This window comes from Rariglobus hedericola, assembly GCF_007559335.1.
In the GTDB taxonomy this organism is placed as follows: domain Bacteria; phylum Verrucomicrobiota; class Verrucomicrobiia; order Opitutales; family Opitutaceae; genus Rariglobus; species Rariglobus hedericola.
In genome coordinates, this window is record NZ_VMBG01000002.1 from 344,975 (window position 1) to 370,999 (window position 26,025).

Below are 26,025 nucleotides of genomic sequence, written 5' to 3' on the forward strand. Positions count from 1 at the left end.
GCCTGCCGTGGTTAACGGCGTGATCGCCGGCGAAGAGCAGCGGTCCCAAGGAAAGCCGCGCCGGAAAACAAAGCGTAGGTCGAAGGTTCGGGGACTGCGCTGATCGAGATGTTGTCCACCGAGAACGTCGTGGTCTGGCCTAGCACGTTGGTGGTCTCGTTGGCGTTAAACGTCAGCCACCGGCCGCCGACCGAGCCCGTGGCCGCATCCGTGGCGAAGCCGGAGTTGCGAAAGGCGGCCGAGGTTCCCGAGACCGAAGTGACGCCGTTGCCGAGGGAGAACGTATAGGTCGACGCGATGGGATTCAGGACGATGCTGAACGAGTAGGTGGTGCCGGCCGTGAAGGCCATGGTCGTCTCGACCAAGGTTATCCCGTTGAAGTAACCCCAAACGCCGTTTGAGGTTCTGAAGTTGTAGCTGGCACTGGTGGCGCCGGTGCCGCGGGTGGAGTTGTCGAACAAGTCGTAGCGCATGTTGGCTGTGTCGATGGCATCCACGCGGAAATCAAAACTGACGGTCACGGCGGATGATGCGGCCAGGCCTCCACCGACGACATCGTAGGCACGGGCGATACTCGTGGCGTCTTTTCCCACATCGGCGCCGTCGGATTTGGTGACTATGTTGGCGGTAAGATAGTTGCCTCCTGAGTTGACCGGCGAGCTGTTGTTGACGCCTACGGTCTGGGCTAGACCCGTGCTGGTGGAGCTGCGCCAGCCGGTAAGCCAGCCGTTGCCACTCGCGCCCGTGCCGGCGGTGCCCGCTCCTGCGGTGCTGATGACGGCGGCGTTCGTGAAGGTCGTGGGTGCTGAGTATGAGCTGAAGTCTTCCGCGGCGGAGAAGGCGCGGGCGGGAACGGCGGCGGCGAGCACAAGCAGGCCGAAAGCGGTGAGTGAAGAGGGGTGGAGAAGGTTCATGGAGTGACGGTGTTGTTCTCAAGCTTCACGCCGGCGACGCCTTCGGTGGAAATGGGGCCGGTGGTGACGAGGTGGTTGACCGGATCGGACGAGCCGGCGGTGCGAACGAGATTGGTGCGGCGAAGCGTGTTGCCGCGGATGGTGATGCCGGCGGCGGCGTAGGCATGGATGCCGGCGACGGAACTGCCCTCGATCAGGTTGTTTTCAATGACGATGTCCTCGTTGCCAGGAGGATAAGGCGGCTTGCCGCTTTGGGTGTGGACGAACACGCCGATGGCGCCGGGCACATAGGAGCCGTTGGCGGCAAGACTCCGGTCGATGCCGACGTCGCGGATTTTGTTTCCGGTGATGCGGAGGTTTTTGACCCAGCCGGCTTCGCGCCAGAAGCCGAGTTCGGGACCGACGGAAATAGCGGACTTGGTGAGGCGCTCGAAGCGGTTGTTCTCCACCACGCCGTCGCCGGCCATGATGCGCAGGCCGCGTCCGCGGTGGTCATGAAAATAACTGTCACGAACGACGAAGCCGCCGCTGTTGACCGCGGGGCAGTCGAACCATTGGCCCGCCACGAGCTTCGCGGGTGCGTCCAGCTCGACCTGATAGACGGTGAAAATACGGCCGAGGCCGATCGGGTAGAGAACCTTCATCTCCGCGTCGGTCACGTCGCCGACATCGGGCAGGGCGCGGATGGAGCGGAAGGTGGCGCCGCTGATGACCGAGAAAGCGCCGGGCTCATAGATGCGCAGGGCGTCGCCGCGACGCAGGGGTTTGACGAGATCGCTCGGGCCGTTGGGCAGCGCCGTGAGAAACACCGTGGGCGAGAGCATGCGCACAACGGGAAGAAAGTAGCCGTGGACGTTGAGCGAGTCGTCGCCCATGCCGGAGAAGTCGCAGGCTTCGAGGCGCGGACCGATGCGGCACTGCACGAAGTTGACGGCGTCGGCGTTGGTGGAAAAGAGACGCGGCTGCCTGGCGCCGGCGGGCGGCGGGCCCGGGCGGATGACGACACGGCGGAGGATCACCTCGGCCTCGCAGTAGCGGCCGGCGAAACCCAGCGCGGGCGAGTCCAGCACGGTGAAGTCCTCGAAGAGAACGGGGCCTTTGTTCTCGCGGATCTCCACGGCGTTGGCGCGATCAAGTTCGCGGCGATCAAAGACCACCTGGTCGCCGGCGGCGAGGGTGGCGGGCCAGGACGAAGGCGCGGTCGCGGTGCCGGTGCGAGGAGTGGCCAGGGTGAGGGCGGGCTTGTAGAAATCGACGGCGTCGGGGTGGCGGCGTCCGGCGGCGGTGAACAAATGCGCGGGAGGACGGGAGTAGTCAGGCGTGAGATCAGGATAGCCGTCTTGAACGGCGAAATCAAAAGAGTTGGCGGCCACGCGGGTGATCGTGGCCTGCGTGTGGCGGATGGGATCGTAGGCAAGGGTGAAGCCGCGTAGCTGGAGGCGGTCGGCTCGGTTGATGCGCAAGAGTCCGCGGCGGCCGTCGGTCATCACCAACGTGACGCCGGTGCCGTCGATGGTGAGGTTGCGCGCGTCGTCGATGAGGATGGTCTCGGAGACGCGATGAATGCCGGCGGGAATTTGGAGGGAAGGCTGGCCGGACTTGATCGCCTGACGGATAAGCGCGGCAACATCGACTCCGGAGGCGTTGACCGCAGCGGGAGTGACGGCCGCCGGTGTGGAGGAGGGCGAGGCTGCGACGGGACGCGTGATTGAAGTAGCAACGGGAGGAGCAATCTTTGCTTTGGGAAAAGCTGGCGGCGGGTTGGCGCCGATTTGGAGAGAGCCCTGCCAAAGTTCGGATGAAGGCAGCGGGGCTTCGCCCCGGAAGACGGTGGGGGCGGCCCTGCTAGTGGATGATTCCTTGTAGGTGGTCCAGGGGCGCTCGACCCAGGACGGTGCCCACGCGACGACGTTTTTGAGCGTGCCGGATGCCTTACTTTCGAAGCGGACTTGCGCCATGCCGTTGTTCCAAATCTGAACATTGGCGAGGTGGCTTACGGTATTTCCACTGAACCCGAGCCCCCAGCCGATGTTGTCGTGAATCGTGATGTCCGTGGCGGTCATCACGGTGTTCAGGTTGTTGGAGATACCGTTGTCGTTGCCCCAGAAATCACCTCCGAGAATCTCGCAGACGGTGTCGTCGTGGGCGGAGAAACCCTCGTCGAGGTTGTTGGCGGCGGTGATGTTTTCGAAGCGGAGGCCTTTGCCGTCGCCGTGGATGTTGAATCCGTCGTTGGTGCCGCCGGTGGCGACGAGGTTGCGATACACCTGGTGGGAAGCGCCGGTCACCCGCACGGCGCAATCACGGGCGGAGGCCTCCCAGCCTTCGGGCGAAGCGCCGGGCAGGAGTTCCACGGTGCGGTTGTCTTCACGCAGCTTGACCGGACCGAGGAACGTGCCGCCGGCATCCTGCAGGATGCGCACGCCGTTGAAGGCAATCACCGTGGGAAACGCCTGGGGCAGGCGCGCGGTCCAAGTGTCACCTTCGCGTTGAAACACGAGGGGGGCGAATCCGGTGACGGTCTCGCCATTCCCCTCGACGACGATGGGAGTCGCGGCGGTGCCGGACTGTTTGATGTATAAAGTTTCCCGATACGGACCGCTGCCCTTGGCGATGACAAGGGTGTCACCTGCACCGGCCGCAGCTACGGCGGCTGCGAGCGTGGTGTAGTCGGCGCCGCCGCGGGCATCGACCTTGAGCTCGCGTGCAAAGAGCGAGGAGCCGAGGACGGAGAACAGGAGCGAGGCGGCGACGGTGCGCGGGAGGAGTTGGGATGAAGGGGTCATCGGGCGAGGTTGGTGATCCAGGTGTCGAGCTGCGGATCGTTCAGGGCGAAGGGAGAGATGTGTCCGTCGAGATAGAGGCCGTTGACCTTGGCCAGGTGGCGCGCCTCGAGCACGGTCGTGGCGCGTTCGGTGGCGGAGGCCTGGGAATCGCGGAAATAAACGAGCGAGCTGCCACCGGTGTTGTGGGCGCCATCGCCGATGAGCAGGGTGCGCGCGGGCATGCTGCAGGCGACGGGTCGGATACCGCTCGCCTGGGCGCGACCGTAACAGTTTATCGGATACACGCGGTGGGGCTCCTCGGGGAAAGTGTTGGCCGCAGCGGGGCAATACCAGAAGCGGAGATCGGTGCCGGCTTCGGCGGAGACGTTGGCCGAGCGGGAGGACTCCATGTAGAACTGAAGTTCGGTCCAGTATTGGGTGCTGTTGGGGTAGCGCGGGCTGGGGCCGAAGGCGGCCGGGTAGGCGCCCTTGTTTTCACCGGCATAAATCGTGAGCCAGCTGTAGATGGTGCGCAGATTGGTCGAGCAGCGGACGCTGTAGGAGTTTTGCCGCGCCTTGCCGACAACGGGAATGAGGATGGCGGCCAGAATGCCGATGATGGCGATGACAACGAGCAGCTCGATGAGGGTGAATCCCCGGAGAGTGCGAACGGGTGACCGACGGGAAAGACTGTCCGGCCGTGGGGTGGGGTGGCGCGACGAAAGCATGACGGGGAGGGGTGGGTGCATGCTTATCCGATTGCATTTCGAGACAATCGCTCCGGAACTTACCACGTTAACCCCATGGATGCGCGCCCCCCTTCTTTGCGTGAGCTCGCGGCAAAACTAGGCCTCAGCCACGCCGCCGTTTCGATGGCGTTGCGCAATCATCCATCGATTTCCCTGGCGACACGCGAGCGGGTGCAGGCGCTCGCGAAGCAGATGAATTATCGCGGAAACATTCTGGTGAGCGCGCTGTTGGCCCAGGTGCGTCGGAGGCGCGTCAATGCGACTGGCGAGGTCATCGCGATGCTGGTGGAGGGCGAAGGATTAAAGCATGCCCCGACCGTGGCGGTTTCGTGGGAGCCGATGCAGCAGCGGGCGCAACAACTGGGCCTCAAGCTGGAGGCGTTTGCGCTGGGACATCGCGGGCGGGACTCGGCCAGCGTGGAGCGCGTGCTGTTCAATCGTGGCATTCGCGGGGTTATTGTCGCCCCGATGCCGCTCGACTTGCTGCCGCTGCACATTGATTGGAACCGGCATACGGCCATCGCGATCGGTCATTCTTTTCAACAAGTGGTCATTCATCGGGTGGCGAATGCCCACTTTAGCGGGTTGATGACCGCCCACCGTGAACTGCGTGCGTCCGGGCGCACGAGTATCGGCTGCGTGTTGCACAAGGACGAGGACGAGCGGTCGCTTCACTTCTGGCAGGCGGCGGCGCTCTGTGCGCCGCGGTTGTATGGCGGACGGGTGATTCCTCCGCTGATGATTGGAAAGGAGCCGGGCGAGGCGGCCTTCAACCAGTGGTTCGACGAGCACAAGCCGGACGCGGTGATAGGAAACAACCCCGATCCGGTGGTGGGATGGTTGCGCCGGCGTCGTGTGCGCGTTCCGGCCGAGGTGGGCTATGCGAGCATGGATTTGCCGCAAGGCGCTAAGTTCCCCGGAGTGCGGCAGGCCTGGCTGGGGATTTTCACGACGGCGATTGACCAGCTGGCCGGCGAACTCGCGCGGAACGAATTCGGGCTGCCGGCAACGCCCCGGACCACCCTGATCGAAGGTCAGTGGGTCGCGGGGCCGAAGCGCAAGGCCAGGTGAGGGGCGGCGGGCGGACCCGATCAGTAATTTTCCATCCGGTTGGTTTGGTATTCGAGGTTGGTGGTGAGGTCCGGGTTGTAGACGACGCCGCTAACGTAAGGAGCGGCCAAGAAGTTTTTCCACGTGTTGCCGCCCAGTGCCAGGTCGGCGGAGAGCTCGGCCTGCAGCGTTCCGGAGAATGGCGTCTGGTTGAACATCGACTGGGTCAGTTCGATGCGGCTGTTGCGCACGATCACATTGATGCCGGAGATGAAAGACATCGCAGGTCCGGGCGCGTTGAAGAAGCGGTTCCCGTCGAACAACAGCGTATCGAACATGAAATAATCGGCGGGCCCCCAGGGAATGATCGCGCCGACATGAATGACGGAACCGCCAAAGCGGGCGGTCTGGCCGGTGTTCTCAAACGTGTTGTTGCGCACGACGATGTTGGAAGCGCCGCGGCCTTCCATGAACGCGGTGTCCACGATCTCGGTGGTGATCTGGATCGAGGTGGCGCTGACGTTGCGGAAGTAGCAGCTCTCGATCGTGGCGTCGTTGGCCGAGAGCAGGATGCCGCGGCCGTTGGTCCAGGTGAACTGAGTGCCGGTGATGCGCACGTTTTTGGTTTGGAAGCGGGTGTTGTTGGCGATGAGCAGGCGCGAGAGCCCGGTCGGAACGGCCGTGGTGAAGGTCACGGTGGCGTAGGCGGTGGGCGAATCCACGTTGCCGCCGGCGGGTGCGGTATAGACAGGAGTGCCGCTCACGGTGAGCTCGAGGCCGGTCGGCGAGTAGTCCGCGTTCGAGAAACGGAGCACATCGCCTGACTGGATGCGCAGCTTGTTGCGCGGGCAGTTACGGAGGATGAGCTGGTTGGCGTTGGCGGCGTAATCGAGGCCGCCCTGCCAGCAGTTGTCGTGGAGGTTGATGGCGTCGTCACCCAGTCCGGTAAAGACGCAGTTCTGGATGATGATGTCGCCCTGGGATTCGGCCGAGTGAATGCCGTCGGCGCCGGACACCAGCGGATAGGTCGAGCCGGTGCGGCGGGCCATCTTGCAGTTGAACCATTTCAGGTGGTGGCTGGCTTCGGTGTTCAACCAACCCATGCCGGGGACCGAGTAGATGTTGACGGTGTCGAAGACGAGGTGGGTGGAGCCGGCGATCTTGAAGGCGATCATCTCGTAGTAGAGATGCTTGATCAGGTAGCTGCGGTTTACGTCGAGGGAGAGCGGATTGACGAACGTGGCGGTGATTTGATTTCCGCTGGCGACGAGTGAAGTGGGCGGAGTGTCCTTGAGGAGGAAGAACTCGGGGCGGTCGCGAAAGAGCTTCACGGGATCCATCGGCGAGAGCGAATGCCACAATGCGCCGCGGGTGAGCAGCGTCTGCGCGGCGGTCTGGCCGGCGAACTCAAAGACGGCGGTTTTTTTATCGGCGGAAAGGCTGAGCACCTTGCCGAGGCTGGCGATGCGCTTGTAGTCCCAGTTCCAGTCGAGGTTCAGGTTTTTGATGACGGTGCGGTTGCACTTCGAAACGCTGAAGTGGGGGCCGGTGTAGAGGCGCTGGAAAATGAAGTCGGCGCCCTGTCCATCAATGGTGAGATCATTGGTGTCCTGGATGTTGATCTGTGCGGCGGACTCGAAGCGGTAGGTGCCGGGCGGGATCAGGATTTTTTTGGTGCCCGCGGTGTTTTTGGCGGTGGTGAGCAACGCCTGCAGCGCGGAGGAATTGGCGGCGGCGGTGGCCGAGCTGACGGGAGTGGCTCCGTCGGCCACCAAGGTTGTGGCGGTGAAGGTCGTTACCGTGCCCGAGGCCGGAGGCGTGATAGTGATCGTCGGCGAGCCGGTGGCCTCGGTGACGTTGGGCGGGAGGATGGAGGCGGGTGTGGCGTTGACGGCGGGTTGCTGGGTGGTGAGACCCCAGCCGTCCTTGATGACCAGACTGTCGATGATGATGGAGCCGGTGCCGTAGCAACCGAGGTAAAGATTCCACGTGCCACCGGCGACCGGTTTGAGGTCGACGGGGAACTCGATGGTGCGGGCGCCGTCGGCAGGATCGGCGGTGAAGCGTTGCCAGTATTCGGGTTGGCCGGACACGCCGGAGCAACGGGCGAACATGTAGAAATAGCGCGGCATCACGGCGGGTGTCGCGATGCGGAAGCTCAACACGGCCCTGAACTGGGTCACGCCGGGGTTGAGGTAGCTGCGGGGGATGACGACGAAGTTATAATAGGTCGCGCCACTTGCGATGGTGACCTTGATGCTCTGGCCGGTGCCGTTGGGGCCGGGAACCCAGTCGGTGGTCCAGGCGCCGGGCGTGTAGGGAGGATGGGTTCCGTTGTAGAGACTGGTGGGAGTCCAGGTGAAGTCAGCGCGGGCGGAACTGCAGAGCACGATCAGCGCTGCGATAAAAAGCCCGAGGATTTTGGGCATGCCGGAGGCAGGGGTCATGGGATTGCGGGGACGGGGTTGGGGGTGAGCCCGGGCTAAAAGCAGAGCCAGGGCGGGGCGCGGTCATGAGCGCATGACCCGGCCGCCAAGACAACGCACACGGCATTTACCGCGTTAAAAAAATAAGGCCGGAATGAGTATCTTATATTTGGATACTCATTCCGGCCGAAGCGCCTTGACGCGCTGATGCGTTATCAGCGGGCGCCGGTTGCGGGAGGCACGGGCGCGTTCACGACATTGGTGGCGGCGGAGAAATTTTTCACCGTGGCCGGATCGTAAACGATGCCGTAGCCGTTGGCCGGCTCGACAGAGTGCGTCCACGTGTTGCCGCCCAGAGCGAGGCCGGACGAGCGCGCGATGTGGAGCGTCGATGCAAAGGGCGTGGCGCCGGGGATGACGCGCGTGTGCTCGATGCGGTTGCCGCGCACGACCACGTTGGCGGAGTTACTGAGGAAGACGGCGGGACCGGGGCAGTTGACGAAACGGTTGTTTTCAATCGTCACGGTGTCGAACAAGGCGGTGTCGGACGGACCCCACGGAAGGGTGACGCCGCCCCAGATGATGGCTCCCTTGGAGTTGATGGACTGGTTGTTTTCATCGAAGACGTTGTTTCGGATGAGGATGTTCGAGGCACCGTGGCCTTCCGACCAATGCGGCTGGGTGATGTTGGTTTCGAGGCGGATGGGGGCGCCGGCAACGTGGGTGAATTTGCAATTTTCCACAGTGGTGCCGTGCGTGGAGAGCAGGATGCCGCGACCGTTGGTGTATTCGAAGGCGCAGTTGGCGATGAGGACGTTGGTGGTTTTGAAACGGGTGTTGCGGACGATCGCGCGGGCGGAGAGCGGCTCCGGAAGCGCGGAGGTGAAGGTGATCCTGGTCAGGCCGGTTTTGTTGTCGGTCGTGTAGGTGGCGACCTGGCGGGTCACCGGTGCGGAGCTGCGGTTCAAATTCGCGTAGTCAGCGTCGTAAAATTGCAGGTGGTCGCCGGCAACCATACGGAGGTTATGGGATTTGCAGTTGATCAGCGTGAGTTTGGCGGAATCGGAGGGATCGCGCACGAGTTCGCCCTGATAGCAGTTGTCGTGAAGGTTGATAACGTCGTCGCCCATGCCGGTGAAGGTGCAGTCGCGGATGATGAAGTTGCCTTGGGATTCACCGATGTGGATGCCGTCGGCGGCGGTGGTAAGCGGGGTGCGCGAACCGGGTGCGCGTTTGATGTGGCAGTTGGTCAGGGTCACGTGGTGGGTGGAGCCCAGGAAGACCCAGCCCATTCCGGGAATAGAGCGGATGGTGACGGCGTCGAAGGCGAGGTGGCTGGAGTCGGAGACTTTGAACGCGCCCATTTCATAATACAGATGGCGGATGAAGTAGGCCTGGCCGTTGCGCAACGTCGCGGGCGAGGGGAAGGTGACGCGCAGGACATTGCCGGCGGAGCCGGCGGCGAAGGTGGTGCCGGGCGGCACCTTGTAGCCGTTGGTCAAGGCGCGCATCGTCACGGGGTCGTGTGCGGCAGTGCGCACCAAGGTCACAGGGTCCATCGCGGTCATGCTTTTCCACGGAGTGGCGCGGGTGACGGCGGTCTGCGCGGCGTCGAGATCGGGGAAGGTGATGTCACACTGCTTTTTGTCGGCGGAGAGGTTGGAAACCACGCCGAGACTGGCGATGGGCTGGGCATTCCAATCCCAGTCGATGACCAGATTTTTAATGACCGTGCGGGTGCAGTTTCTCACCACGAAGGCGCCGCCGTCGCGGGCCAGTTCCTGAATGATGAACACGGCGCCTTGTCCGTCGATGGTGAGATCCTCCAAGCCGTCGAAGGTGATCGAGCGCGGACCGGCGAAACGGTAGGTGCCGGGGGGAATGACGAGCACGGTGGCGCGTTGGGTGCGGCAATCCTTCAACGCCTGCTGAAACTGGAGGGCGTTGGTGACGGCGGCGTCCTTGCTGTCGGGGATGAATTTGTAGTTCGCGAGCGAAAGGGTCAGCGGAGTCTTGCCCGCGGGCGGATCGAGGGTGAACGGCACAAAGCCGGTCGAGGGAGTGACGCCCGGCGGCAAGGTGGAAACGGCGGTGCCGCCGGTGGTTGCAGGGACGGCGGCGGTCTCGATGCCTTCGTAGATGACGAGCCGGTCGAAGATGATCGAGCCGGGGCCGTGCATGCCCAGATGAAGGGTCCAGCCGCCGCCTTCGACGGACGGCAGGTCCAGCGGCACGGAGATCGTTCGGGGGGAGCCGGCGTCGCCGATCCATTGCTGCCAGATGTCGTGATTTTCGCCGGCGGTGTTGCGGGCAAACAAGTAAAAGCGCCCGGGATAGGTGGTCGGCGTGGAGATCTCGAAAGTGACAACCGCGGTGTATTGCTTTCCGGATACGATCGTATTGGCGGGCGTAAGGAGAAAATTATAATAACCGTCGGCGGGCGCGCCGGGCGGAACGGTCACGCGAAGCCGGTTGTCGACCTGGTCGAGCACCACGCGGCTGCCGGTATTGTTCTGACGGGCCTTGAAGTAGGCGGCGGTGTCCCATTCGTAGGCGACGGTGCGCGTGGCGGCGGAGGCACAAGGAGCCAGAAACAAGAAGCCGAGGGCGAGGAGCGGGAAGGGGAGGCGCATGAAAAAGCGGATCAAGGTTGGATGGAGATGGAGTCGATCGCGAAGCGCATGTTGAGGCCGAGGGCCGGGGCGCTCGTTTCGTTGGCGCCAAAGACGAGGCAGCGGTCGGGGGTGTAGGCGGTGTTGCGGAAATACAGGTTCTTTTCCGTCACGGAGCGTTTGCCGTCAGTGATGGTCACATTCCAGGTGCGCGCCTGCGGATTGACCTCAACGGCGAATGAATAAGTGGTGCCCGCGACGACGGGCAGGCCGGTGGCGATCATCTCGGAGGGCACGCCATTGCCCTCACCGTTGAGCAACTGCCACTGGCCGTCCTTGCTTGTGATCAGCCACGAAGCCAGGGGCCCCGGGCCGGCGATGCGGACATCGTTGTCGAAAAGATAATAGCGGACGGTCTGCACAGACGTCTCGGGGCGGAACTTGAAGATGAGTTTGAACGGCTTGGTGGGAGGACGGTAGGGAAGCGTGACGGTGCCGCTGGGGTTGGAGGGATGTTCTCCCACGATGGAGTCGATGCTGACCGCAAGATAGGGACCTGCGTCCACCAGTGGTTTAGTGGTGACGAAACTGCCGGTGACCTGAACGTAGGAATTCGCGCTGCGCCAGCCGTCCAGCCAGCCGGTGCCTTTGGCGGGAAACACCTCGCCGGGCATGAACACCTCGCCGGCTTTGTAGCCGGAAAAATCCTCGATCGAGGCGGCGGTCGCACGCAGCGGTTGAAGGCAAAACAGGACGAGGGTGGCGGTGAGGAAACGCGAAGAGATCATGGGGTGGAAGTAGAGGGGGTTTTGTGGGCGAGGATACGCTGTCGGATCACCTCGAGGACCGGTGCTTGGAGTGCATGTGAAGCGTGTATTGCTGGATAAATTTCTTTTTCAGCCCGGAGGTTGTTGCAGGCGACATAACCGGCGGTGGGCGGCGTCACCTGGTCATTGTAGCCGATGACAAAAAAGGAGGGCGCGCGCACGCGGCTGGCGAAGTTGACCGAATCAAAATAACGCGACGTCTCGATCACGTCGGCGGCGGGTTTTCCGTCGGGTCCGGCGGGCACCAGTCGGGGCCAGCCCGGAACCCGGCCGACTAGCATGGCGGTGTGGTCGCACATTGCGGGGACGCCGGCGGAGAGGAACGTAACCCGCCGGTCCTGCGAGGCCACGAAGATGGCTTGCGCGGCTCCCTGGCTCAGGCCGCTGGAAATGAGCACGCGGCCGTCCCACTCGGGTTGCGCGGTGAGGAAATCGACGCCGCGGAGGGCGCGCAGATACATGTTAAGAAAGTAGGACGTCTCACGCGATTCACGGCCGAAGAACGGATAATCCTTCAACGCGCCTTGTTCGAGGGACTGATAATACGAGGGCTCCCGACCGTTGGGCAGACCATGGGCGTTCAGCTCGAGCGAGATGAAGCCGGCCTTGGCCCAGTTGAGCAGCCACGGCTCGAGGCGGGTGCTGTAAACGCCGGCGCCTTCCAGCGTGATGATGGCGGGAAGGGACTTTGGGGCGGCATTGGCCGGCCGTGCATAATAGCCGCGCATAGGCCGGTCGCCGACAGAGTCGGCCTCGACGTCGAAAAGCTCGATGCCGGCCTGACGGGTGGGCACCGGCGTCAGTTTCGCGTTCAACGGAATGGCGGCGAGTATCCGTTTTTTGGATTCCCAGAAGGCGTCAAAATCGTCGGGCACCGGAAGGCTCGGCCTCAATTTCAGCGGATCAATGGCGGCCGCGCCGAGGTTTTTCACGGAGTCGGTGCCGCTGTCGAACTTCGCCTTGCACTGGAGAAAGCCGGGTTCGGAGAGCCGGCCGGTGACAAGGGCTTTGCCCTCTTTGAGGGGGGCGGTGCCTTGCAGGATCGGGGCGACGCCGTCCTTGGTGAGCGACCAGGATATTTCGCCCTCGGGATGGGGCTGTCCATCGCGAGTCACGGTGACGATAAACGTCACGGTTTCATCCACGCGGTAGGTGGCGTTGTCGCGTTCGGCCGTGACGCTGAGTGCGTAGGAGGACGGCGCGGCCTTCGCGATAGGCACGAGGCCGATCGCAAATAGGACAGACATCCAAACCAAGAAGCGTCGCGGTTGAGCCATGGCGGAACGTCAGGGAATCACGGCTTCGAAGGGCGATGCGGGGAGATCGTTGGAGCCGTAAAGATTGCACGTCGGGTTGTCGGCCCAGGCGTAACGGACGCCGACGGGTTTCGGCACGGACGGTGCCGAGACGACCACGGTGGAGCCTTCGATGCGCGCATCGGCCCACGTCCATTTTTTGTCGGGGCCGCAGACGGCGAAACCTTGGAGGGGGCTGCCGGGGCTGGGGAGAATCAGGTCTTTGATCCCTGGGGCGAGGGCGGTGGGTTGGTAACGTGAGGGAAGCGGCTTGGCGACGAGACCGCGGTCGGCGTGCGTGAAGGTGAGCACTAGTTTTTCGCCATCGAGCTTGAGCGATTTGAAGACGGGGCCGGAGTGGTTGGAGATTTTTTTGTAGAACTCGCCGAGGGCGGTGAGGGCGACGCGTTGGCCGACGGGTTTTTTGTCGGGCGGGTGGACGTTTTCGTCGCCGACATCGATGAGGACAGTTTGCGCGGTGACGGGGAGGGCCTGAGTGGTTTGAAGCTGGGCCTGGCGAATATCGGCCCAACGGCTGGGACCGGCTGAAGTGGTTTTGGCGCCATAGTTGGGCAGCTGGCAGATGAGGAAGGGAAGTTCGGAGCCCCATTGAGTGCGCCAGTCGTTGATGAGCGCGGAGAGCATTTTCTGGTAGGACGCGGTGGAGCGGCCGGTGTCCTGTTCGCCTTGATACCAGATGACGCCGGCGAGGCTGACGGGGACGAGCGGGGCGATCATGCCGTTGTAGAGGCGTGAACCGACGCTGCGCGTGTCGGGCGCTGAGGGGATTTGCGGGAGATCCTTGCGAGCCGGGGCGGTGAGTTCGGGGAGAGCGAACTCGGTCTTGGCGAGCCAGCCGGTGGCGATGAGCGAGCGGGTGGTGCCGATGTCCACAAACGGCTGCCACGAGAAGCCGGATTTTTCGGCGGGGGTGAAGAGACGGATGGCGAGGACGTTGTCGCCTTCTTTGCACTGTGCGGCGGGGATGACGTAGCGTTTTGAATCCACGGCGCCACTGGCGGTGGCGGGCGTCATCTCGCTGAGTTTTTCGCCGTTCCAATAGACGGTGTTGAAGGCGCTGGGTCCGCCGATGTCGATGGTGACTTTGCCGAGGGAAGCGGCGGGGAGGGTGACGTGTTTGCGGAGCCAGACGGCGCCGGCGTCGGGCAGGCCGAGGTCTTTGAGTTTGGAGGGGAGCTCGACGGTTTTCCAATCCTGGTCGGCAAGTTGCACGGCGGCGTAGGCAGTCGCGTCATGAGGACGGTCTTCACGTTCGTAGCGTGACTGCCAGCCAGCCATCGCGGGTGGATAGGCGGCCTTCAGGGCGGGGTAGTCGCGTTCTTGCTGACGACCGCGATCCAAGATGGATTTAAGCTCAGGATCGGTGTTGAGCGCAGCCTCGCTGGTCCATGCCGTGGCGACGGTGCCGGCCCACGCGGAGAGCACGATGCCGACGGGGGCGTTGAGATTTTTTTGGAAATCTTGCGCGAAGTAGTAACCGACGGCGCTGAACTGGGCGCTGGTCTTGGGATCGGCGACGATCCAGGAGCCCTTGCAGTTTTCGAGCGGTTCGTTGGAGCCGCGGGTGTCCACACGGAACTGGCGCAGGCGGGTGTTGGCGGAGCGGGCGATCTCGGCGGCACCGTCGGGAGAGCGGTCGAGGGTGTAAGCCATGTTGGACTGGCCGGAGCAGAGCCAAACCTCGCCGACGAGCACGTTTGAAACGGTGAGGCGGTTGACGCCCTCGACGAGGAGATCGAACGGTCCTTCGGCGGCGGAGGACAGGTTGAGTTTTACTTTCCAGCGTCCGTCGGGAGCGGCGGTGGTTTCGGCGCGGATGTCGCCGAGGGTGACTTTGATTTTTTCACCGGCGGCGGCCTTGCCCCACACGGCGGTGGTGGCGGAGCGCTGCAGGATCATGTGGTCGGACAAGATCGACGGCAGGGAAACTTCGGCGTGCAAGGCGGCGGCGCTCAAGAGCGAGACAAGGGCAAGGCCGACGGTGTGGAATCGTGACGGAGACATGAAAGAGGTTTTAGTTTTGGCCTTCTGTGGAGGCGCGCAGGGTATCGGTGCGGAAGGGCGCGGCGGGAAGATCGGCGCTGTTGCAAAGGTTGCCGTGCGGGGCGGTGGCCCAGTTGTAGCGAACGGTGGCGGGGACGGGAACGGACGCGGCTTTCAGGACTACGGTGTCGCCCTCGATGGTGGCGTCGGCCCACACGTAGCGGCCGTCGGTGCCGGCGATGGCGAAATAGGCGGGCGGTTTGCCGTCGCGGGTTTTCAGCCCGGCGGCGTGATCGAAACGCACGCGGAGGGAGTTACCTTTGACGGTGGCGCTGGCGAAAGTCGGACCGCGCACGGCTTCGGCAATCGGCGCGCGATAAAACTCCTTGGCGATGAGACGGCCGGCGCGCACGCCGACGGTTTTTTTGTCCTTCGGGTGGATGTCGGCTTCTTCGCCGGCGTCGATGGTGACGACGAGCGCGGTGTGTGGGACGGTAGAGGCGGTGAGGGCCTGACCTTCGCGCAGCTCGGCAAAATTATTGGAGCGCGGCTGCGACTCGGGTTTGCCGAAGTTGGGCAGCTGGATGATGACGAAAGGAAGATCGCTCTGATTCCACAGGCTGCGCCAGTCGGCGATGAGCGCAGGGAGCAGTTTGCGATACTGGAAGGCGCGGCCGACGTTTTGCTCGCCTTGATACCAGAGCACGCCGCCGAGCCGGTAGGGGGCGACGGGAGAAATCTCGCCGTAGTAGAGGCCCGACGGGCGGGCCAACGAAAGCGGTCCGGCCGGCGGCGAAGGCGGAAACGGTTCACGCAGGCCCTTGGCCTTGGCTTCATCGGCCTGTTGACGCCAGGCGGCCATGAGCGCGTCTTTGTTTTGATCGTATTCGGCTTTTTTCTGCGGGTATTCGGCCTCTTTTTGAGCCCAGCGATCGGTGATCGGTTTGAAGTCGGGATCGGAGGCTAGGGCCTGCGGCGACATCCAGGTTTCGATCACGGTGCCCGCCCACGAAATGCTGATGAGACCGATGGGGACGTTGAGGTTTTCGTGAAGGGTTTGGCCCGTGTAGTAACCGACCGCGGAAAACGTCGCCGCAGTGCTTGGATCGCACACGGTCCATTTTTCGCGGAGCCGGGAGACGGGTTGGTCGGCGACGTTGAGGCCCACGCTCAGAAGGCGGATCTTGGGATTGGCGGCGCGGGTTGCTTCCTCTTCGCCGCCGGCGGATTTGGAGAGATGAAACCGCATGTTGGACTGGCCGGAGCAGAGCCAGACCTCGCCGATGAGGATGTCGGTGAGCGTGATTTTATTGCCCTCGCCTTCGACGATGAATTCGAACGGACCTTCTTTTTCGGTCTGCAAATTCAGGAAGGCTTTCCACGAGCCGTCGGCTTGCGCGGTGGCGCGGGCGGAGGCGTTGCCGAGGCGCAGGGAGATTTTCTCGCCGGGAGCGGCGGTGCCCCAGACGGGGACACGTTCGGCGCGTTGCAGCACGGCGTGATCGGAAAAAATGCCGTGAAGGGCGACTGTCGCGAAAAGTGAGGGCGCGGTGATGAAAAGGCCGGCGGCGATGGTTAAAAAGACGCGACCGCAGTCGGGAAAGCGGCGGCGGATCATGACGTGATGAACGGATTGTCGGCGCGCCAGACGCGGTTGAGCAGACCGTCTTCGCTGGCTTCGTTGAAATAGACGTGGCGACCGTCCACGCTGAAAATCGGGTGGGCGTGCGAAGGATGTTTGGCGAGACGGCTGCGCGCGACGAAACGACGTTCGCCGGTGGCGCGATCCATCACGAGAATGTCGGTGATCGGCCAGGCGTTCTCCCAACCTTTGCCGGGCGCATCGTGGGCGCCGGTGGTGTCGATCACGATCCAGCGACCGTCGCGGCTGACATCGAGGTGGAAGTCGCGGTCGGCCTCGCCGATGAGGCGCTGGGGGCGCCCGTCGACGAAGGCTTCGTAGATGCCGCGCGGGGTGCCGGGCCCGTCTCCGTAGGCGACGATGAGCACCGAGCGATCATGAAAACTCCAGCGCTCGTGGCCCACGTAGAGCGTGCGCTGGGGTGAGGACGCGAACTGCTCGAAGAAACATTTGCCCTCGGGAGCTTCCTTGGCGTGCCAGCCCCAGACGCGGTCCATGATCAGGGCGCAGTTGCCCTCGTGACTGAAGCCGATCCATTCGGGATCACGGGGGCAAAAATGGAAGTGATTAACGAACCAGGGTTTTTCGAAAAGGACACGTTGTTCGCCGGTTTTCAGATCGATCAGCAATGCGGAGTGACGGTCGTTTTCGCCGAGACTGCAGATGATTTTTTGCCCGTCGGCGCGGATGCCGGGGATCGAGTGGAGGCGGGCGGTGGCGGGTGCTTCGTAAACGAGGCGGGGCTTCGAGTCGTGGTTGTGATCAAAGATCCAGATCTGGTTGTTGGCGATGGTCGCCGTGATGTTGGCCTCGAGCGCGGTGTCGCACCACAGGAGTTTTTCGAGCTGACGTTCGAGATCGAAGCGGCAGAGCTCGCGACGGTTTCCCTTGGAGTCGAGTTTTACCAAGCCGACCTCCTTGTCGCTGCGCCATCCCAAGACCAACGAAGCGCCCGCATCGGCGAAGCTGTTGTTGTGGGGGTAGGTGAGATGGAGGTTGTCTGCGAAATCGGAAATCAGATGCATGGGTGTAGCGGGGCGAAATGGGGTGGGCCTTGTCGCGGCGCGTTTGCTCAGCGGGCAAGATTGGTGATCCATGTGTCCAGCTGGGGATCGTTCAGGGCAAAGGTGGCGATGTGTCCGTCGAGATAGAGACCGTTGACCTTGCCGAGGTGGCGCGCCTCAAGGACCTTGGCCGGGCTTTCGGCGGCGGAGCCTTGCGAATCGCGAAAGTAAGCGAGCGAGCTGCCGCCGACGTTGTGGGATCCGTCGGCCAACAGCAGGGTGCGCGCGGGCATGCTGCAGGCGACGGGACGGATACCGCTCGCCTGGGCGCGACCGTAACAGTTTATCGGATACACGCGGTGGGGTTCCTCGGGGTAGGTTTTGACGGCGGCGGGGCAATACCAGAACCGGAGGTCGGTGCCGGCTTCGGCGGAGACGTTGGCCGAGCGTGAAGACTCCATGTAGAACTGCAGCTCGGTCCAGTATTGGGTGCTGTTGGGATAGCGCGGACTGGGACCAAAGGCGGCCGGATAGACGCCTTTGTTTTCACCGGCATAAATCGTCAGCCAGCTGTAGATGGTGCGGTAGTTGGAGGAGCAGCGCACGCTGTAAGAGCTTTCCCGCGCCTTGCCGATCACGGGGATGAGAATGGCGGCAAGGGTGCCGATGATGGCGATCACGGCGAGCAACTCGACGAGTGTGAAAGCACGGCGCTGGAGCAAGCGTCGTGAGTGGGCTGGGGTATCAAAAAGAAATGCGCTCATGAAGAGTAGGGGCGGACGGACTGATATCGAGCAGTCCACGATGGCGTGAGTGCAACGACTAGGGGCGGGGGAATGAGGGGCAGGTGAGGAACACTCTCCGCGATTGCCTTGACGGGCAACCTTCGCAAAATTTACCACGTTAAATGGAAAGCACGCCTCCCACTTTACGCACCCTCGCCGCACAGTTGGGCGTGAGCCATGCCACGGTTTCGATGGCGTTGCGCAACCATCCGCTGATTTCGGCGGACACGCGTGAGCGGGTGCAGGCGCATGCCCGCAAGATGAACTATCGCGGCAACATTCTGGTAAGCGCCCTGCTCACCCAAGTGCGCCGTCAGCGGGTCAACGCAACGGGAGAGGTCATTGCGATGCTCATTGAAGGCTCGGGCTTGGAGCATGCACCGGTCGTCGCTTCCGTATGGGATGCGACGCGGCGGAGAGCGCGTCAGATGGGCCTGAAGCTGGAGCTTTTCCCCTTGGGGCATCGCGGCCGGGATGCGGCCAGCGTGGGGCGGGTGTTGTTCAACCGAGGCATTCGCGGGTTGATCATCGCGCCGATGCGCCTGGACATCGTGCCGCTGGAAATCGACTGGAGCCTCCATGCCGTGGTGGCCGTGGGCTATTCGTTTCAACAGCAGGAAATGAATCGCGTGGCACACGCGCATTTCAGCGGCTTGCTGACGTGTTACCGGGAGTTGCGTGCCGCGGGTTGGAATCGCATCGGCTGCGTGCTGCGTCACGACGAGGATGAGCGAACCCGGCATTACTGGCAGGCGGCGGCGCTGTGCGCCCCGCGAGTGCACGGAGGCGCGGCCATCCCGCCTCTGCTGCTGGACGAGGCGTTGAGCGAGGCCGAGTTCGACAAGTGGTTCAAGCGTTACAAGCCCGGTGCGGTGATTGGCAACCAACCCGATTACGTGCTCGATTGGTTGCGGCGGCGCGGACTGCAGGTGCCCGCAGATAGGGGCTATGCGAGTCTCGATCTGGCTCCGGATGCGAAGGTCCCGGGCATGTCCCAATCATGGGAGCGCGTGTTTGCCGTGGCCTTGAATCAACTGGCGGGCGAGCTGTCGCGGAACGAATTCGGCCTGCCTTCCGAGCCGAGCACCACAGTGGTCGAAGGCGTATGGACGGCGCGCAACACGAGAGCCTGACTCGGGGCCGGTTATCGTGGCTCTGGGCTTACTTCGCTTTAGGGCGTAGAATCCCGGTGAAAAAGCGGAGGGCTTCGTCGTTATTCGCGTCGTTGATGATGTCGTGAGTTCCACCGGCTTCGGTGCGATGGACAACGTTTACCCCCAAGGCCCGTAGTTGCTCCGAAAACCGGACGGCCTGGCCTAAGGGAACGATCGGATCCTGATCTCCGTGGACGATGAGCAGGGGCGGCATCGATGCGTGAGCGTGGGTGGCGGGACTCGCGAGGCGGGCCAGCCGGGGTTCGTAGGCCTTGGTCGGGAAAAAGGTTTGGGAGAATTTGCCCTCGGGATTCCACACAAACGTGTCTTTGGGCCACGCTCCGCGCTCGCGATCCAAGTCGCACGGGGGCGACCAGCAGACGGCGGCTTGAACGGGTTCAGGGGTTTTGACGATACCACCCGTCGCCAGAAGTGCGCAGAGATGTGCGCCGGCGGAATGACCGACCACTCCGATGCGCTGAGGGTCGAGCGCGTGTTCGGCCGCGTGGTCGCGCAGCCATTTCAACGCGAGATGACAGTCTTTGATTTGCGCCGGAAAAGGCGCGTCGGGGGTCAGCCGGTAGGCGATGCTGGCGACGGCGAAGCCGTGCGGTCCGAACTCGGAGGCGAACCACAGGCCGTGCGGTTGTTTGCCCAAGCTGTGCCAGCCTCCGCCGTGGATCCAGACGATGAGTGGGAAGGGGCCGTCACCGGCGGGCACATACAGGTCCAGCGTTTGCGCGGAGTCGGGGTCGGTGCCGTGCCATGCATCTGCGACGTAGGGCTGGTCGAGCAGGGACTTCGTGCCTGCAGGCAGTTGGTGAGGATCGTGGGCGGGCATCGGTTGGCGCTGAATTCAGCAGTTTAATTTCGGACACAAAAAATCCGGCGGACTGCGCCGCCGGATCTGAAAAGACTGGCGCGGAGATCAGGCGCCGTGCTTCACGCGTCGACGGCGAAGCGACGCGCCGGCGAGGGCGAGGATTCCGCCAATCAGGGCGTAGGTGGACGGCTCGGGAACAGCGGAGACGGCGGTCAAGGTGCCGAGCGATTCGTTGAAGGTCAGGTTGTAGCCACCGGCGGTCAGCGTCCAGTTGCCGGAGCCGCCGTTGGTGAACGAGCCGGCGATGCTGGTGCCGGTCGCGGTAACGCTGGCGAAGTCGCCGGTTTCAAGGCCGGAACGGACCAAGAGCGTGTAAGAGGACAACAGGGTGGAGGTGGCGCCAAAATCCAAGGCGAGGGCGGCGCTGCTGAAAGTGGCAGCCGCGGCCTTGATCTGGCCGGCAGATGTGGCGCCGACGCCGATGGTGGTGGTCTTGGTCGTGTTGAAGGCGTAGGAGGCCCGTGCGGACGTATCAAAGGTGGCGCCAGCCGCCACGGTGATGGCCGAGCTGGCGATCGAGCCTGATGCGCCCAGCGCCAGCGTGCCGGCTTCGATGGTGGTCGCGCCGGTGTAGGTGTTGATGGCGGTGAGCGTCAGGGTGCCGGTGCCGAACTTATTCACGGTGAATGCGGTCCTCTGCGCTTGGGTTGAGTCGGCTACGATATTGGTGATCGTGAGATGGCCGGCTCCGCCCAGATTGGCGCCGTTGGCGAGCAAGCTGGCATTCGCGCTGTTGGTGTTTTTGAAGTTGGAGAGCGTCAGTGTCTGGCCGGCCGTAGTGACTTCCACCGTGCCAACGAAACGTGAATCGATCAGCACATTTTGAGCGCTGGTGGCGGTGTTGCCCGAATACTTGAATGTGCCGCCTTTCAATTGAACCGCTCCGCTTCCCACAGCGCTAATTCCCCCGCCGCCCGCTGTGACACTCATGCTTGAAGCGGTGACAGTATTGCCCGCGCTGATTGCAATGCCATTCGTGAAAGAGCTGTTGGCGTTGGTGAGCGTGAGTTCGGTTCCGGTGGAGTCCAATGTTAAGGCGGCCGATCCGCTGATTGTAGCATTTAATGAAAGCGCGGTCGTGTTTTTGAAGAAAATCTGTCCGCCGGTCGTCGTGATCGCGAGGGCCTTGCCATTGGAATCCAACGTGGTCGCACCGGTGATGGTCAGGCCGCGCGCTGCGAGATCCCAAGTTTGATCCGCGCCCAACATGATGCTGGGACCGTTAAAGCTCAAACTTCCGGTGCTGGCTGAATTCATGGAAATGCCCGATGCGCCCAGCGTGAGCGTATTGGTTCCAGTGATTATCAATGTTTTGTTAGCGGTGGCATCAAAGACTATCCCGTCAATGGAGAGAGCTCCGCCCAACGCGGCCGACTGGGTCCCTGAAGTGCCAACCATCACGCTGGTCACCAAAATCCGGTCGCTTGCGCCGGGCACGACTCCGCCTGTGTAGGAGCCTGCGAGATTCAATGCAGTGCCGTTGTTGGCCTTCTCGTAATCCACCGCTTGGGCGGTTTGAGCGGTGAGCAACACGGCTACCGTTGCCACCAAGGCGGGCAAGGTAAGCGGGGCGAAGCGAGGGGTTTTCATCATGATGGGTGGGGCGTCGATTGGGGTGCGCAGGAATCCGCAGCTGCTTGCAAAGTTCTCTGGGCGGGGTGGGAGAGTGGGCTAACCAACTACCTAACAAATCACGGATGCAATCGCGGCGATGTTTACCACGTTAAACAAACTGCACGTCGGCACGCTGATTATTTCAAAACAGGCGTGTGCCGTCGGGTTGGAGCCGATGGCGGATTCCGGATGAAACGTTGACGCGTAGCGGGCGGATTCGTCTTTAGGCGCATGATCCGAAAAGCGTTTGTCATGTCGGTGCAGGCCGGAGCCGAGCAGGAATATGAGCGTCGGCATCGGCCAATCTGGGCCGATCTCGAAGCGGTGCTGAAGGCGCACGGCGCGCACAACTATTCGATCTTTTTGGATCAACGCACCCACATGCTTTTCGGCTATGTGGAGGTCGAGGATGAGCAACGGTGGGACGCGATCGCGCAGACTCCCGAGTGCCGGCGATGGTGGCGGCACATGGCAGACATCATGCCCTCAAATGAGGACGGAAGTCCGGTCGCCCGCGGGTTGCGGGAAGTCTTTCATCTGAACTGATGCCGACTCCCGGCATGGAGAGTCGGCGGCAAAACGAATCGCCCTCAAGGTCAGGACGATTCGTTTTGCTTACGGCTGTTCCATCTCGGTCAGCTTCTCGGCGGCTTTTTCCCACTCGGCGGTGGCGGCGGTGACAAGGTCGGTCATCGCGCTGAGTTCGCGGTTGAGGTGTTGGAATTTGCCTTTGTCGGCGTAGGTCTCCGGGGCTTCGAGGGCGGACGTGATCTCGGCCTGCTTGGCTTCCAGCTCGACGACTTTCTTTTCGAGGACGCCGACCTGTTCGCGGAATTTGCGGATTTCGCTTGGGCTGGCTTTCGCTTTGCCTGAAGGAGCGGCGGCGACGGGGGCGGCTTTCTTGGCTTCGGCTTGTTTGGGGCGGTTGTCGGTGAGGCCGGCCGTGAGGGCGACGCGGGCGTCGCCGGCCTTGGACTTGTCGAGGAAGTATTCGTAGTCGCCGGCGTAGTGGGTGAGCTTGCCGCTGTGGACGTGGAGCACGTTCTTCGCGAGGGCCTTGATGAAGTGCACGTCGTGCGAGATGAAGATTAGCGTGCCTTGGTATTCGCGAAGGGCCATCACGAGTGCGTCGATCGACTGGATGTCGAGGTGCGTCGTGGGCTCGTCCATGAGGAGCAAGTTGGGCGGACGGACGAGAATGCGGGCGAGGGCAAGGCGGGTTTTTTCACCGCCGGAGAGGACGGAGACGGGCTTAAGGACGTCGTCTTTGCGGAAGAGGAAGGCGCCGAGGATGGCGCGGGCCTGCTGCTCGGTGAGCTGGTTTTCGTTGGTGCGCAGTTCCATCACGTTCTCGAACACCGTCGCGTCGGCGTTCAAGTTATCGAGACGGTTCTGGGCGAAGTAACCCGGGACGACATTGCTGCCGAGTTCGCGCGTGCCGCCTTGGATGTCGATGACGCCGGCGAGGATCTTGAGGAGCGTGGATTTGCCGGCGCCGTTGGGGCCGATGAGCACGATGCCCTGGCCGCGCTCGGCGGTGAAGTTGAGGTTTTCGTAAACGACGTGATTGCCGTAGGCCTGCCGGACATGTTCGAGCTCGATGACCTTGAGGCCGGAGCGCGGGGGCTGCGGGAACTTGAAGTTCATCTTGCGCAACTCTTCGGTGGGTTCCTCGACGGCAACGTCCTTGAGGCGCTGGATTTGTTTTTCCTTGGACTTGGCGCGGGAGGCCATCGAGGCCTTGGCACCGAAGCGATCAACGAAGACCTGCAAGTGGGCGATCTCGCGCTGCTGATTTTTGAAGGCGGCGAGCTGCTGATGTTTGCGAGCTTCTTTTTCGGTGAGGAAGTTGTCGTAGTTGCCGTGGTAGTAATGAAGCGTGCCGGCGCGGAGCTCGAGCATGCCGGTGCAGAGGGCGTTCAAGAAAGCGCGATCGTGCGAGATGACGACGAGGCCGCCGGGGTAACGGGTGAGGTAGTCCTGGAACCAGAGGAGGGCTTCCAAATCGAGATGGTTCGTCGGCTCGTCGAGCAGGAGGAGCGCGGGCTCGGCGACGAGGAGGCGGGCGAGGTGGGCTCGCATGACCCAACCGCCGGAGAAGGTTTTGGCGAGCTTGTCGGCGTCGTCGTGCTTGAAGCCGAGGCCGTCGAGGATTTTGCGGGCGCGGGGTTCGAGCGTGTAGTCGATGTCGTAGTCGTCATCGGTGGGCTCGAGTTTTTTGCCGCTGGTGGCGATGTGGAGAATGGTCTCGTCGCCGGCGGGGGCGGATTCCTGCGGGAGGTAGCCGAAGTCGGCGCCGCGTTCCCATTCGATGGTGCCGGTGTCGGGTTTTTCCTCGCCGAGGATGAGGCCGAACAAGGTGGATTTGCCGGCGCCGTTCGGGCCGATGAGGCCGAGGCGGTCGGTGCGGGCAATGAACAGCGAGACGTCAGAGAAGAGTTCGCGTGTGCCGTAGGACTTGGAGACGTCTGCAATCGTTAACATAAAACCGGACACCCAAACGGTCGAGGAGGGCGGGGTCAACCCCTCGAATCAGGCATGAACTTTTCTCGTTCGGGTGGAGCGGGGTTTACTTGCGGTGGCAGGCCTTGATCCAGAGCGCGCGAAATGCGGCGGCAAGGTCGGCGGCGATGAGGGGGCCGTTGCACCAATCGGAGGCCTGAACGGCGGCACGAAGCGGGGCGCGGCTGGCGCGCAGGGCGGGAAGATCGGACGCGATTTCGACCGCGCGGGCGATGTAGGCTTCGGGGGAGGTGGTTACGAGATCCTGGCGACCAACAGCTTTTAAAAGTGTGGTGGTGCGGCGGGCGGTGATGCGGTCGCCGCACAGCGTGAGAATGGGCACGCCCATCCAAAGCGCGTCCATGCTGGTGGCTTCGCCGCCGAAAGGCCACGTATCGAGGATGAGATCGAGGTCGTTGAAGATCGCGAGGGTGCTGATGGCGCCGCCGTCGGGGCGCAAGTCGAGGCGGTCGGCGGGGATGCCGGCGGCGTGGCAACGGGCGGCAAAGGCGTCACGCGTGGCGGGATCGCCGAGGGTGTTGCGGGCGAGGAGCAGGCGCGCGTGGGGAAGCTGGCGGAGGATTTCGGCCCACGTGGCGAGGACGGCATCGGTGCATTTGGCGAGGTGCGGGATGCCGCCGAGGGTGAGCGGGCGCGCGGGATCGATCAGGTCGACGGGCGCGACGGCGAGGTGGGGAGGAGTGTAAGCGAGGTAGCCGTGGGGCAGGCGGAGGATGGGCTCACTGCTGAGTTCGTCGGCCTGGCCCTGCGGCTCTGTAGTGGAATCACTGATACGTGCGTCGAGCGTGCGCAGGCCGGTGGAGAGGGCGTTGCAATACCAGTGGACCTGCAGCGGGGCGATGCGGCGCGTGAAGAGGGAGATCGGGCCGTTGTTGGAGTGTTCCTGCTGGTCAACGAGGATGTCGGCCTTGGTGTCGCGAAGGAGTTTGGCGGTGTCGGCGTCGGGGAGTTCGGAAGGGATGTCGATCCAGACGTTGGCGAGCGTGCGCAGTTTTTCGGTCACGGAGTCTTTGATGCGTCCGGTGGAGACGAGGGTGACATGAAAGCCTTTGCGATCCAGGTGGGGCAGGATGCCGAGCAGCTGTTGCGCGGAGTTGTGGGCGCAGAGACGGCTGCTGACGAACACGAGGCGGAGGCGGCGGGCGAGCTCGCGGTTGGGCGGCACCATCGGGATGGGGTCGTAGCCTCCGTGCCAGCGAGCCCACTGGCGGGAAGAGGCGTGGAGTTGGGACGCGTCCACCTCGGGCAGATAAAGCTGGCTGCGGAGCCAGGAGGAAGCGGCCTGGGGTTGTCGGGCGAGCAGGCCGGGCGCGGCGGCGAGTAAATCACGCGAGGCGGCCGGGTGGCCCTGTTCGAGCAAAACGTCAGCGAGGTTGATCGACCACGCGGGATGCTGGTGGACGGCGGGAGGGGCGTTTTCGAGGGTAAGACGGGCGTCGTTGAAACGACCGGCGGCGCGATGGATCAGCGCGGCTTCAAGCCAGGCAGCGGGCGGGGCGGCGGCGGAGATTTCGGGGGTTGTGAAGAAAGGTGCGAGTGATTGCAGGGCAGGGCCAAGGAGGCCGGCGAAGTGGAGCGTCCGGGCCAAGCCGAGGCGGGCTTCGGTATGAGCGGCGTCTTTTTGAAGAGCGGCGGTGAAGAGACCGGCCGCGTCGTCGAAATTACCCGCGGCGAGGGCGCTTTGTGCGGGGGCGAGACTGGGGTCGGGCGTCATGTTGCGGCAGGAAAGGTGATTGTGCGGGTGACGGCGAGCGTCGTCGTGAGTGCATAAAAAAGCA

Annotated in this window: 18 protein-coding genes; 3 read left to right on the plus strand and 15 right to left on the minus strand. The window is 63.2% G+C overall.

Annotated features, from left to right (window positions below; all coding sequences use genetic code 11):
• Positions 1-11 precede the first annotated feature (11 nt).
• From FPL22_RS11770 to FPL22_RS11780, 3 genes are read right to left on the minus strand one after another with little or no spacing between them, the layout of a single operon-like run.
• A complete protein-coding gene (locus FPL22_RS11770; protein ID WP_144230573.1) occupies positions 12-914 on the minus strand; it encodes a PEP-CTERM sorting domain-containing protein in 903 nt (300 codons plus the stop codon).
• Entirely contained in the window at positions 911-3,700 is a 2,790-nt protein-coding gene (locus tag FPL22_RS11775) for a right-handed parallel beta-helix repeat-containing protein (RefSeq protein WP_144230575.1), read from the minus strand. Before FPL22_RS11775 ends, FPL22_RS11770 begins: the two co-directional genes overlap by 4 nt.
• Complete coding sequence (locus FPL22_RS11780) at positions 3,697-4,428, minus strand: type II secretion system protein (protein ID WP_238991401.1); 732 nt, start codon at positions 4,426-4,428, stop codon at positions 3,697-3,699. The genes FPL22_RS11775 and FPL22_RS11780 overlap by 4 nt, the downstream gene beginning before the upstream one ends.
• A 54-nt stretch (positions 4,429-4,482) precedes the next feature.
• Here FPL22_RS11780 and FPL22_RS11785 point away from each other — a divergent pair, with 54 nt between their 5' ends.
• Positions 4,483-5,499: a LacI family DNA-binding transcriptional regulator gene (locus tag FPL22_RS11785; RefSeq protein ID WP_144230576.1), complete on the plus strand. Its 1,017-nt coding sequence runs from the start codon at positions 4,483-4,485 to the stop codon at positions 5,497-5,499.
• A 20-nt stretch (positions 5,500-5,519) separates the two neighbouring features.
• Here FPL22_RS11785 and FPL22_RS11790 read toward each other — a convergent pair whose 3' ends face one another.
• From FPL22_RS11790 to FPL22_RS11825, 8 genes are all read right to left on the minus strand, one after another.
• Positions 5,520-7,925, minus strand: coding sequence for a right-handed parallel beta-helix repeat-containing protein (locus FPL22_RS11790; RefSeq protein WP_144230578.1), 2,406 nt, complete (start codon positions 7,923-7,925; stop codon positions 5,520-5,522).
• A 194-nt stretch (positions 7,926-8,119) separates the two neighbouring features.
• Positions 8,120-10,537, minus strand: a complete 2,418-nt coding sequence (locus FPL22_RS11795; protein ID WP_144230580.1) for a right-handed parallel beta-helix repeat-containing protein — start codon at positions 10,535-10,537, stop codon at positions 8,120-8,122.
• An 11-nt stretch (positions 10,538-10,548) separates the two neighbouring features.
• A complete protein-coding gene (locus FPL22_RS11800; protein ID WP_144230582.1) occupies positions 10,549-11,304 on the minus strand; it encodes a hypothetical protein in 756 nt (251 codons plus the stop codon).
• Positions 11,301-12,590 (minus strand): acetylxylan esterase, encoded by a 1,290-nt coding sequence (locus FPL22_RS11805; RefSeq protein ID WP_162525287.1) that lies wholly within the window; start codon positions 12,588-12,590, stop codon positions 11,301-11,303. The genes FPL22_RS11800 and FPL22_RS11805 overlap by 4 nt, the downstream gene beginning before the upstream one ends.
• A 39-nt stretch (positions 12,591-12,629) precedes the next feature.
• Positions 12,630-14,663, minus strand: coding sequence for a sialate O-acetylesterase (locus FPL22_RS11810; RefSeq protein WP_144230586.1), 2,034 nt, complete (start codon positions 14,661-14,663; stop codon positions 12,630-12,632).
• Positions 14,664-14,673: 10 nt separating this feature from the next.
• A complete protein-coding gene (locus FPL22_RS11815) occupies positions 14,674-16,260 on the minus strand; it encodes a sialate O-acetylesterase (protein ID WP_144230587.1) in 1,587 nt (528 codons plus the stop codon).
• The gene (locus tag FPL22_RS11820) at positions 16,257-17,309 is read right to left on the minus strand and encodes a TolB family protein (protein ID WP_144230589.1); all 1,053 of its coding nucleotides are present in this window, start codon (positions 17,307-17,309) and stop codon (positions 16,257-16,259) included. The genes FPL22_RS11815 and FPL22_RS11820 overlap by 4 nt, the downstream gene beginning before the upstream one ends.
• A gap of 47 nt (positions 17,310-17,356) precedes the next feature.
• Positions 17,357-18,052, minus strand: coding sequence for a type II secretion system protein (locus FPL22_RS11825; RefSeq protein WP_144353958.1), 696 nt, complete (start codon positions 18,050-18,052; stop codon positions 17,357-17,359).
• Positions 18,053-18,195: 143 nt separating this feature from the next.
• Between FPL22_RS11825 and FPL22_RS11830 the strand changes: the two genes are divergently transcribed.
• Positions 18,196-19,206, plus strand: coding sequence for a LacI family DNA-binding transcriptional regulator (locus FPL22_RS11830; protein ID WP_144230591.1), 1,011 nt, complete (start codon positions 18,196-18,198; stop codon positions 19,204-19,206).
• 28 nt (positions 19,207-19,234) lie between these two features.
• Here FPL22_RS11830 and FPL22_RS11835 read toward each other — a convergent pair whose 3' ends face one another.
• Positions 19,235-20,068, minus strand: coding sequence for an alpha/beta hydrolase (locus FPL22_RS11835; RefSeq protein WP_144230593.1), 834 nt, complete (start codon positions 20,066-20,068; stop codon positions 19,235-19,237).
• Between the two features lie 87 nt (positions 20,069-20,155).
• The gene (locus tag FPL22_RS11840; RefSeq protein WP_144353959.1) at positions 20,156-21,703 is read right to left on the minus strand and encodes a beta strand repeat-containing protein; all 1,548 of its coding nucleotides are present in this window, start codon (positions 21,701-21,703) and stop codon (positions 20,156-20,158) included.
• Between the two features lie 252 nt (positions 21,704-21,955).
• On the opposite strand from FPL22_RS11840, the gene rhaM reads away from it, so the two are divergent.
• Positions 21,956-22,270 carry an L-rhamnose mutarotase gene (rhaM, locus tag FPL22_RS11845; protein WP_144230595.1) on the plus strand — a complete coding sequence of 105 codons (315 nt, stop codon included), beginning with the start codon at positions 21,956-21,958 and terminating at the stop codon, positions 22,268-22,270.
• A gap of 69 nt (positions 22,271-22,339) precedes the next feature.
• Here rhaM and FPL22_RS11850 read toward each other — a convergent pair whose 3' ends face one another.
• Positions 22,340-24,208 carry an ABC-F family ATP-binding cassette domain-containing protein gene (locus FPL22_RS11850; RefSeq protein ID WP_144230597.1) on the minus strand — a complete coding sequence of 623 codons (1,869 nt, stop codon included), beginning with the start codon at positions 24,206-24,208 and terminating at the stop codon, positions 22,340-22,342.
• Between the two features lie 85 nt (positions 24,209-24,293).
• Positions 24,294-25,961 (minus strand): O-linked N-acetylglucosamine transferase, SPINDLY family protein, encoded by a 1,668-nt coding sequence (locus FPL22_RS11855; protein WP_162525288.1) that lies wholly within the window; start codon positions 25,959-25,961, stop codon positions 24,294-24,296.
• Positions 25,962-26,025: the final 64 nt, after the last annotated feature.

Coding starts and splice junctions, on each gene's coding strand:
- FPL22_RS11770 (WP_144230573.1), bottom strand. CDS start 914: ATGAACCTTCTCCACCCCTCTTCACTCACCGCTTTCGGCCTGCTTGTG.
- FPL22_RS11775 (WP_144230575.1), bottom strand. CDS start 3,700: ATGACCCCTTCATCCCAACTCCTCCCGCGCACCGTCGCCGCCTCGCTC.
- FPL22_RS11780 (WP_238991401.1), bottom strand. CDS start 4,428: ATGCACCCACCCCTCCCCGTCATGCTTTCGTCGCGCCACCCCACCCCA.
- FPL22_RS11785 (WP_144230576.1), top strand. CDS start 4,483: ATGGATGCGCGCCCCCCTTCTTTGCGTGAGCTCGCGGCAAAACTAGGC.
- FPL22_RS11790 (WP_144230578.1), bottom strand. CDS start 7,925: ATGACCCCTGCCTCCGGCATGCCCAAAATCCTCGGGCTTTTTATCGCA.
- FPL22_RS11795 (WP_144230580.1), bottom strand. CDS start 10,537: ATGCGCCTCCCCTTCCCGCTCCTCGCCCTCGGCTTCTTGTTTCTGGCT.
- FPL22_RS11800 (WP_144230582.1), bottom strand. CDS start 11,304: ATGATCTCTTCGCGTTTCCTCACCGCCACCCTCGTCCTGTTTTGCCTT.
- FPL22_RS11805 (WP_162525287.1), bottom strand. CDS start 12,590: ATGTCTGTCCTATTTGCGATCGGCCTCGTGCCTATCGCGAAGGCCGCG.
- FPL22_RS11810 (WP_144230586.1), bottom strand. CDS start 14,663: ATGTCTCCGTCACGATTCCACACCGTCGGCCTTGCCCTTGTCTCGCTC.
- FPL22_RS11815 (WP_144230587.1), bottom strand. CDS start 16,260: ATGATCCGCCGCCGCTTTCCCGACTGCGGTCGCGTCTTTTTAACCATC.
- FPL22_RS11820 (WP_144230589.1), bottom strand. CDS start 17,309: ATGCATCTGATTTCCGATTTCGCAGACAACCTCCATCTCACCTACCCC.
- FPL22_RS11825 (WP_144353958.1), bottom strand. CDS start 18,052: ATGAGCGCATTTCTTTTTGATACCCCAGCCCACTCACGACGCTTGCTC.
- FPL22_RS11830 (WP_144230591.1), top strand. CDS start 18,196: ATGGAAAGCACGCCTCCCACTTTACGCACCCTCGCCGCACAGTTGGGC.
- FPL22_RS11835 (WP_144230593.1), bottom strand. CDS start 20,068: ATGCCCGCCCACGATCCTCACCAACTGCCTGCAGGCACGAAGTCCCTG.
- FPL22_RS11840 (WP_144353959.1), bottom strand. CDS start 21,703: ATGATGAAAACCCCTCGCTTCGCCCCGCTTACCTTGCCCGCCTTGGTG.
- rhaM (WP_144230595.1), top strand. CDS start 21,956: ATGATCCGAAAAGCGTTTGTCATGTCGGTGCAGGCCGGAGCCGAGCAG.
- FPL22_RS11850 (WP_144230597.1), bottom strand. CDS start 24,208: ATGTTAACGATTGCAGACGTCTCCAAGTCCTACGGCACACGCGAACTC.
- FPL22_RS11855 (WP_162525288.1), bottom strand. CDS start 25,961: ATGACGCCCGACCCCAGTCTCGCCCCCGCACAAAGCGCCCTCGCCGCG.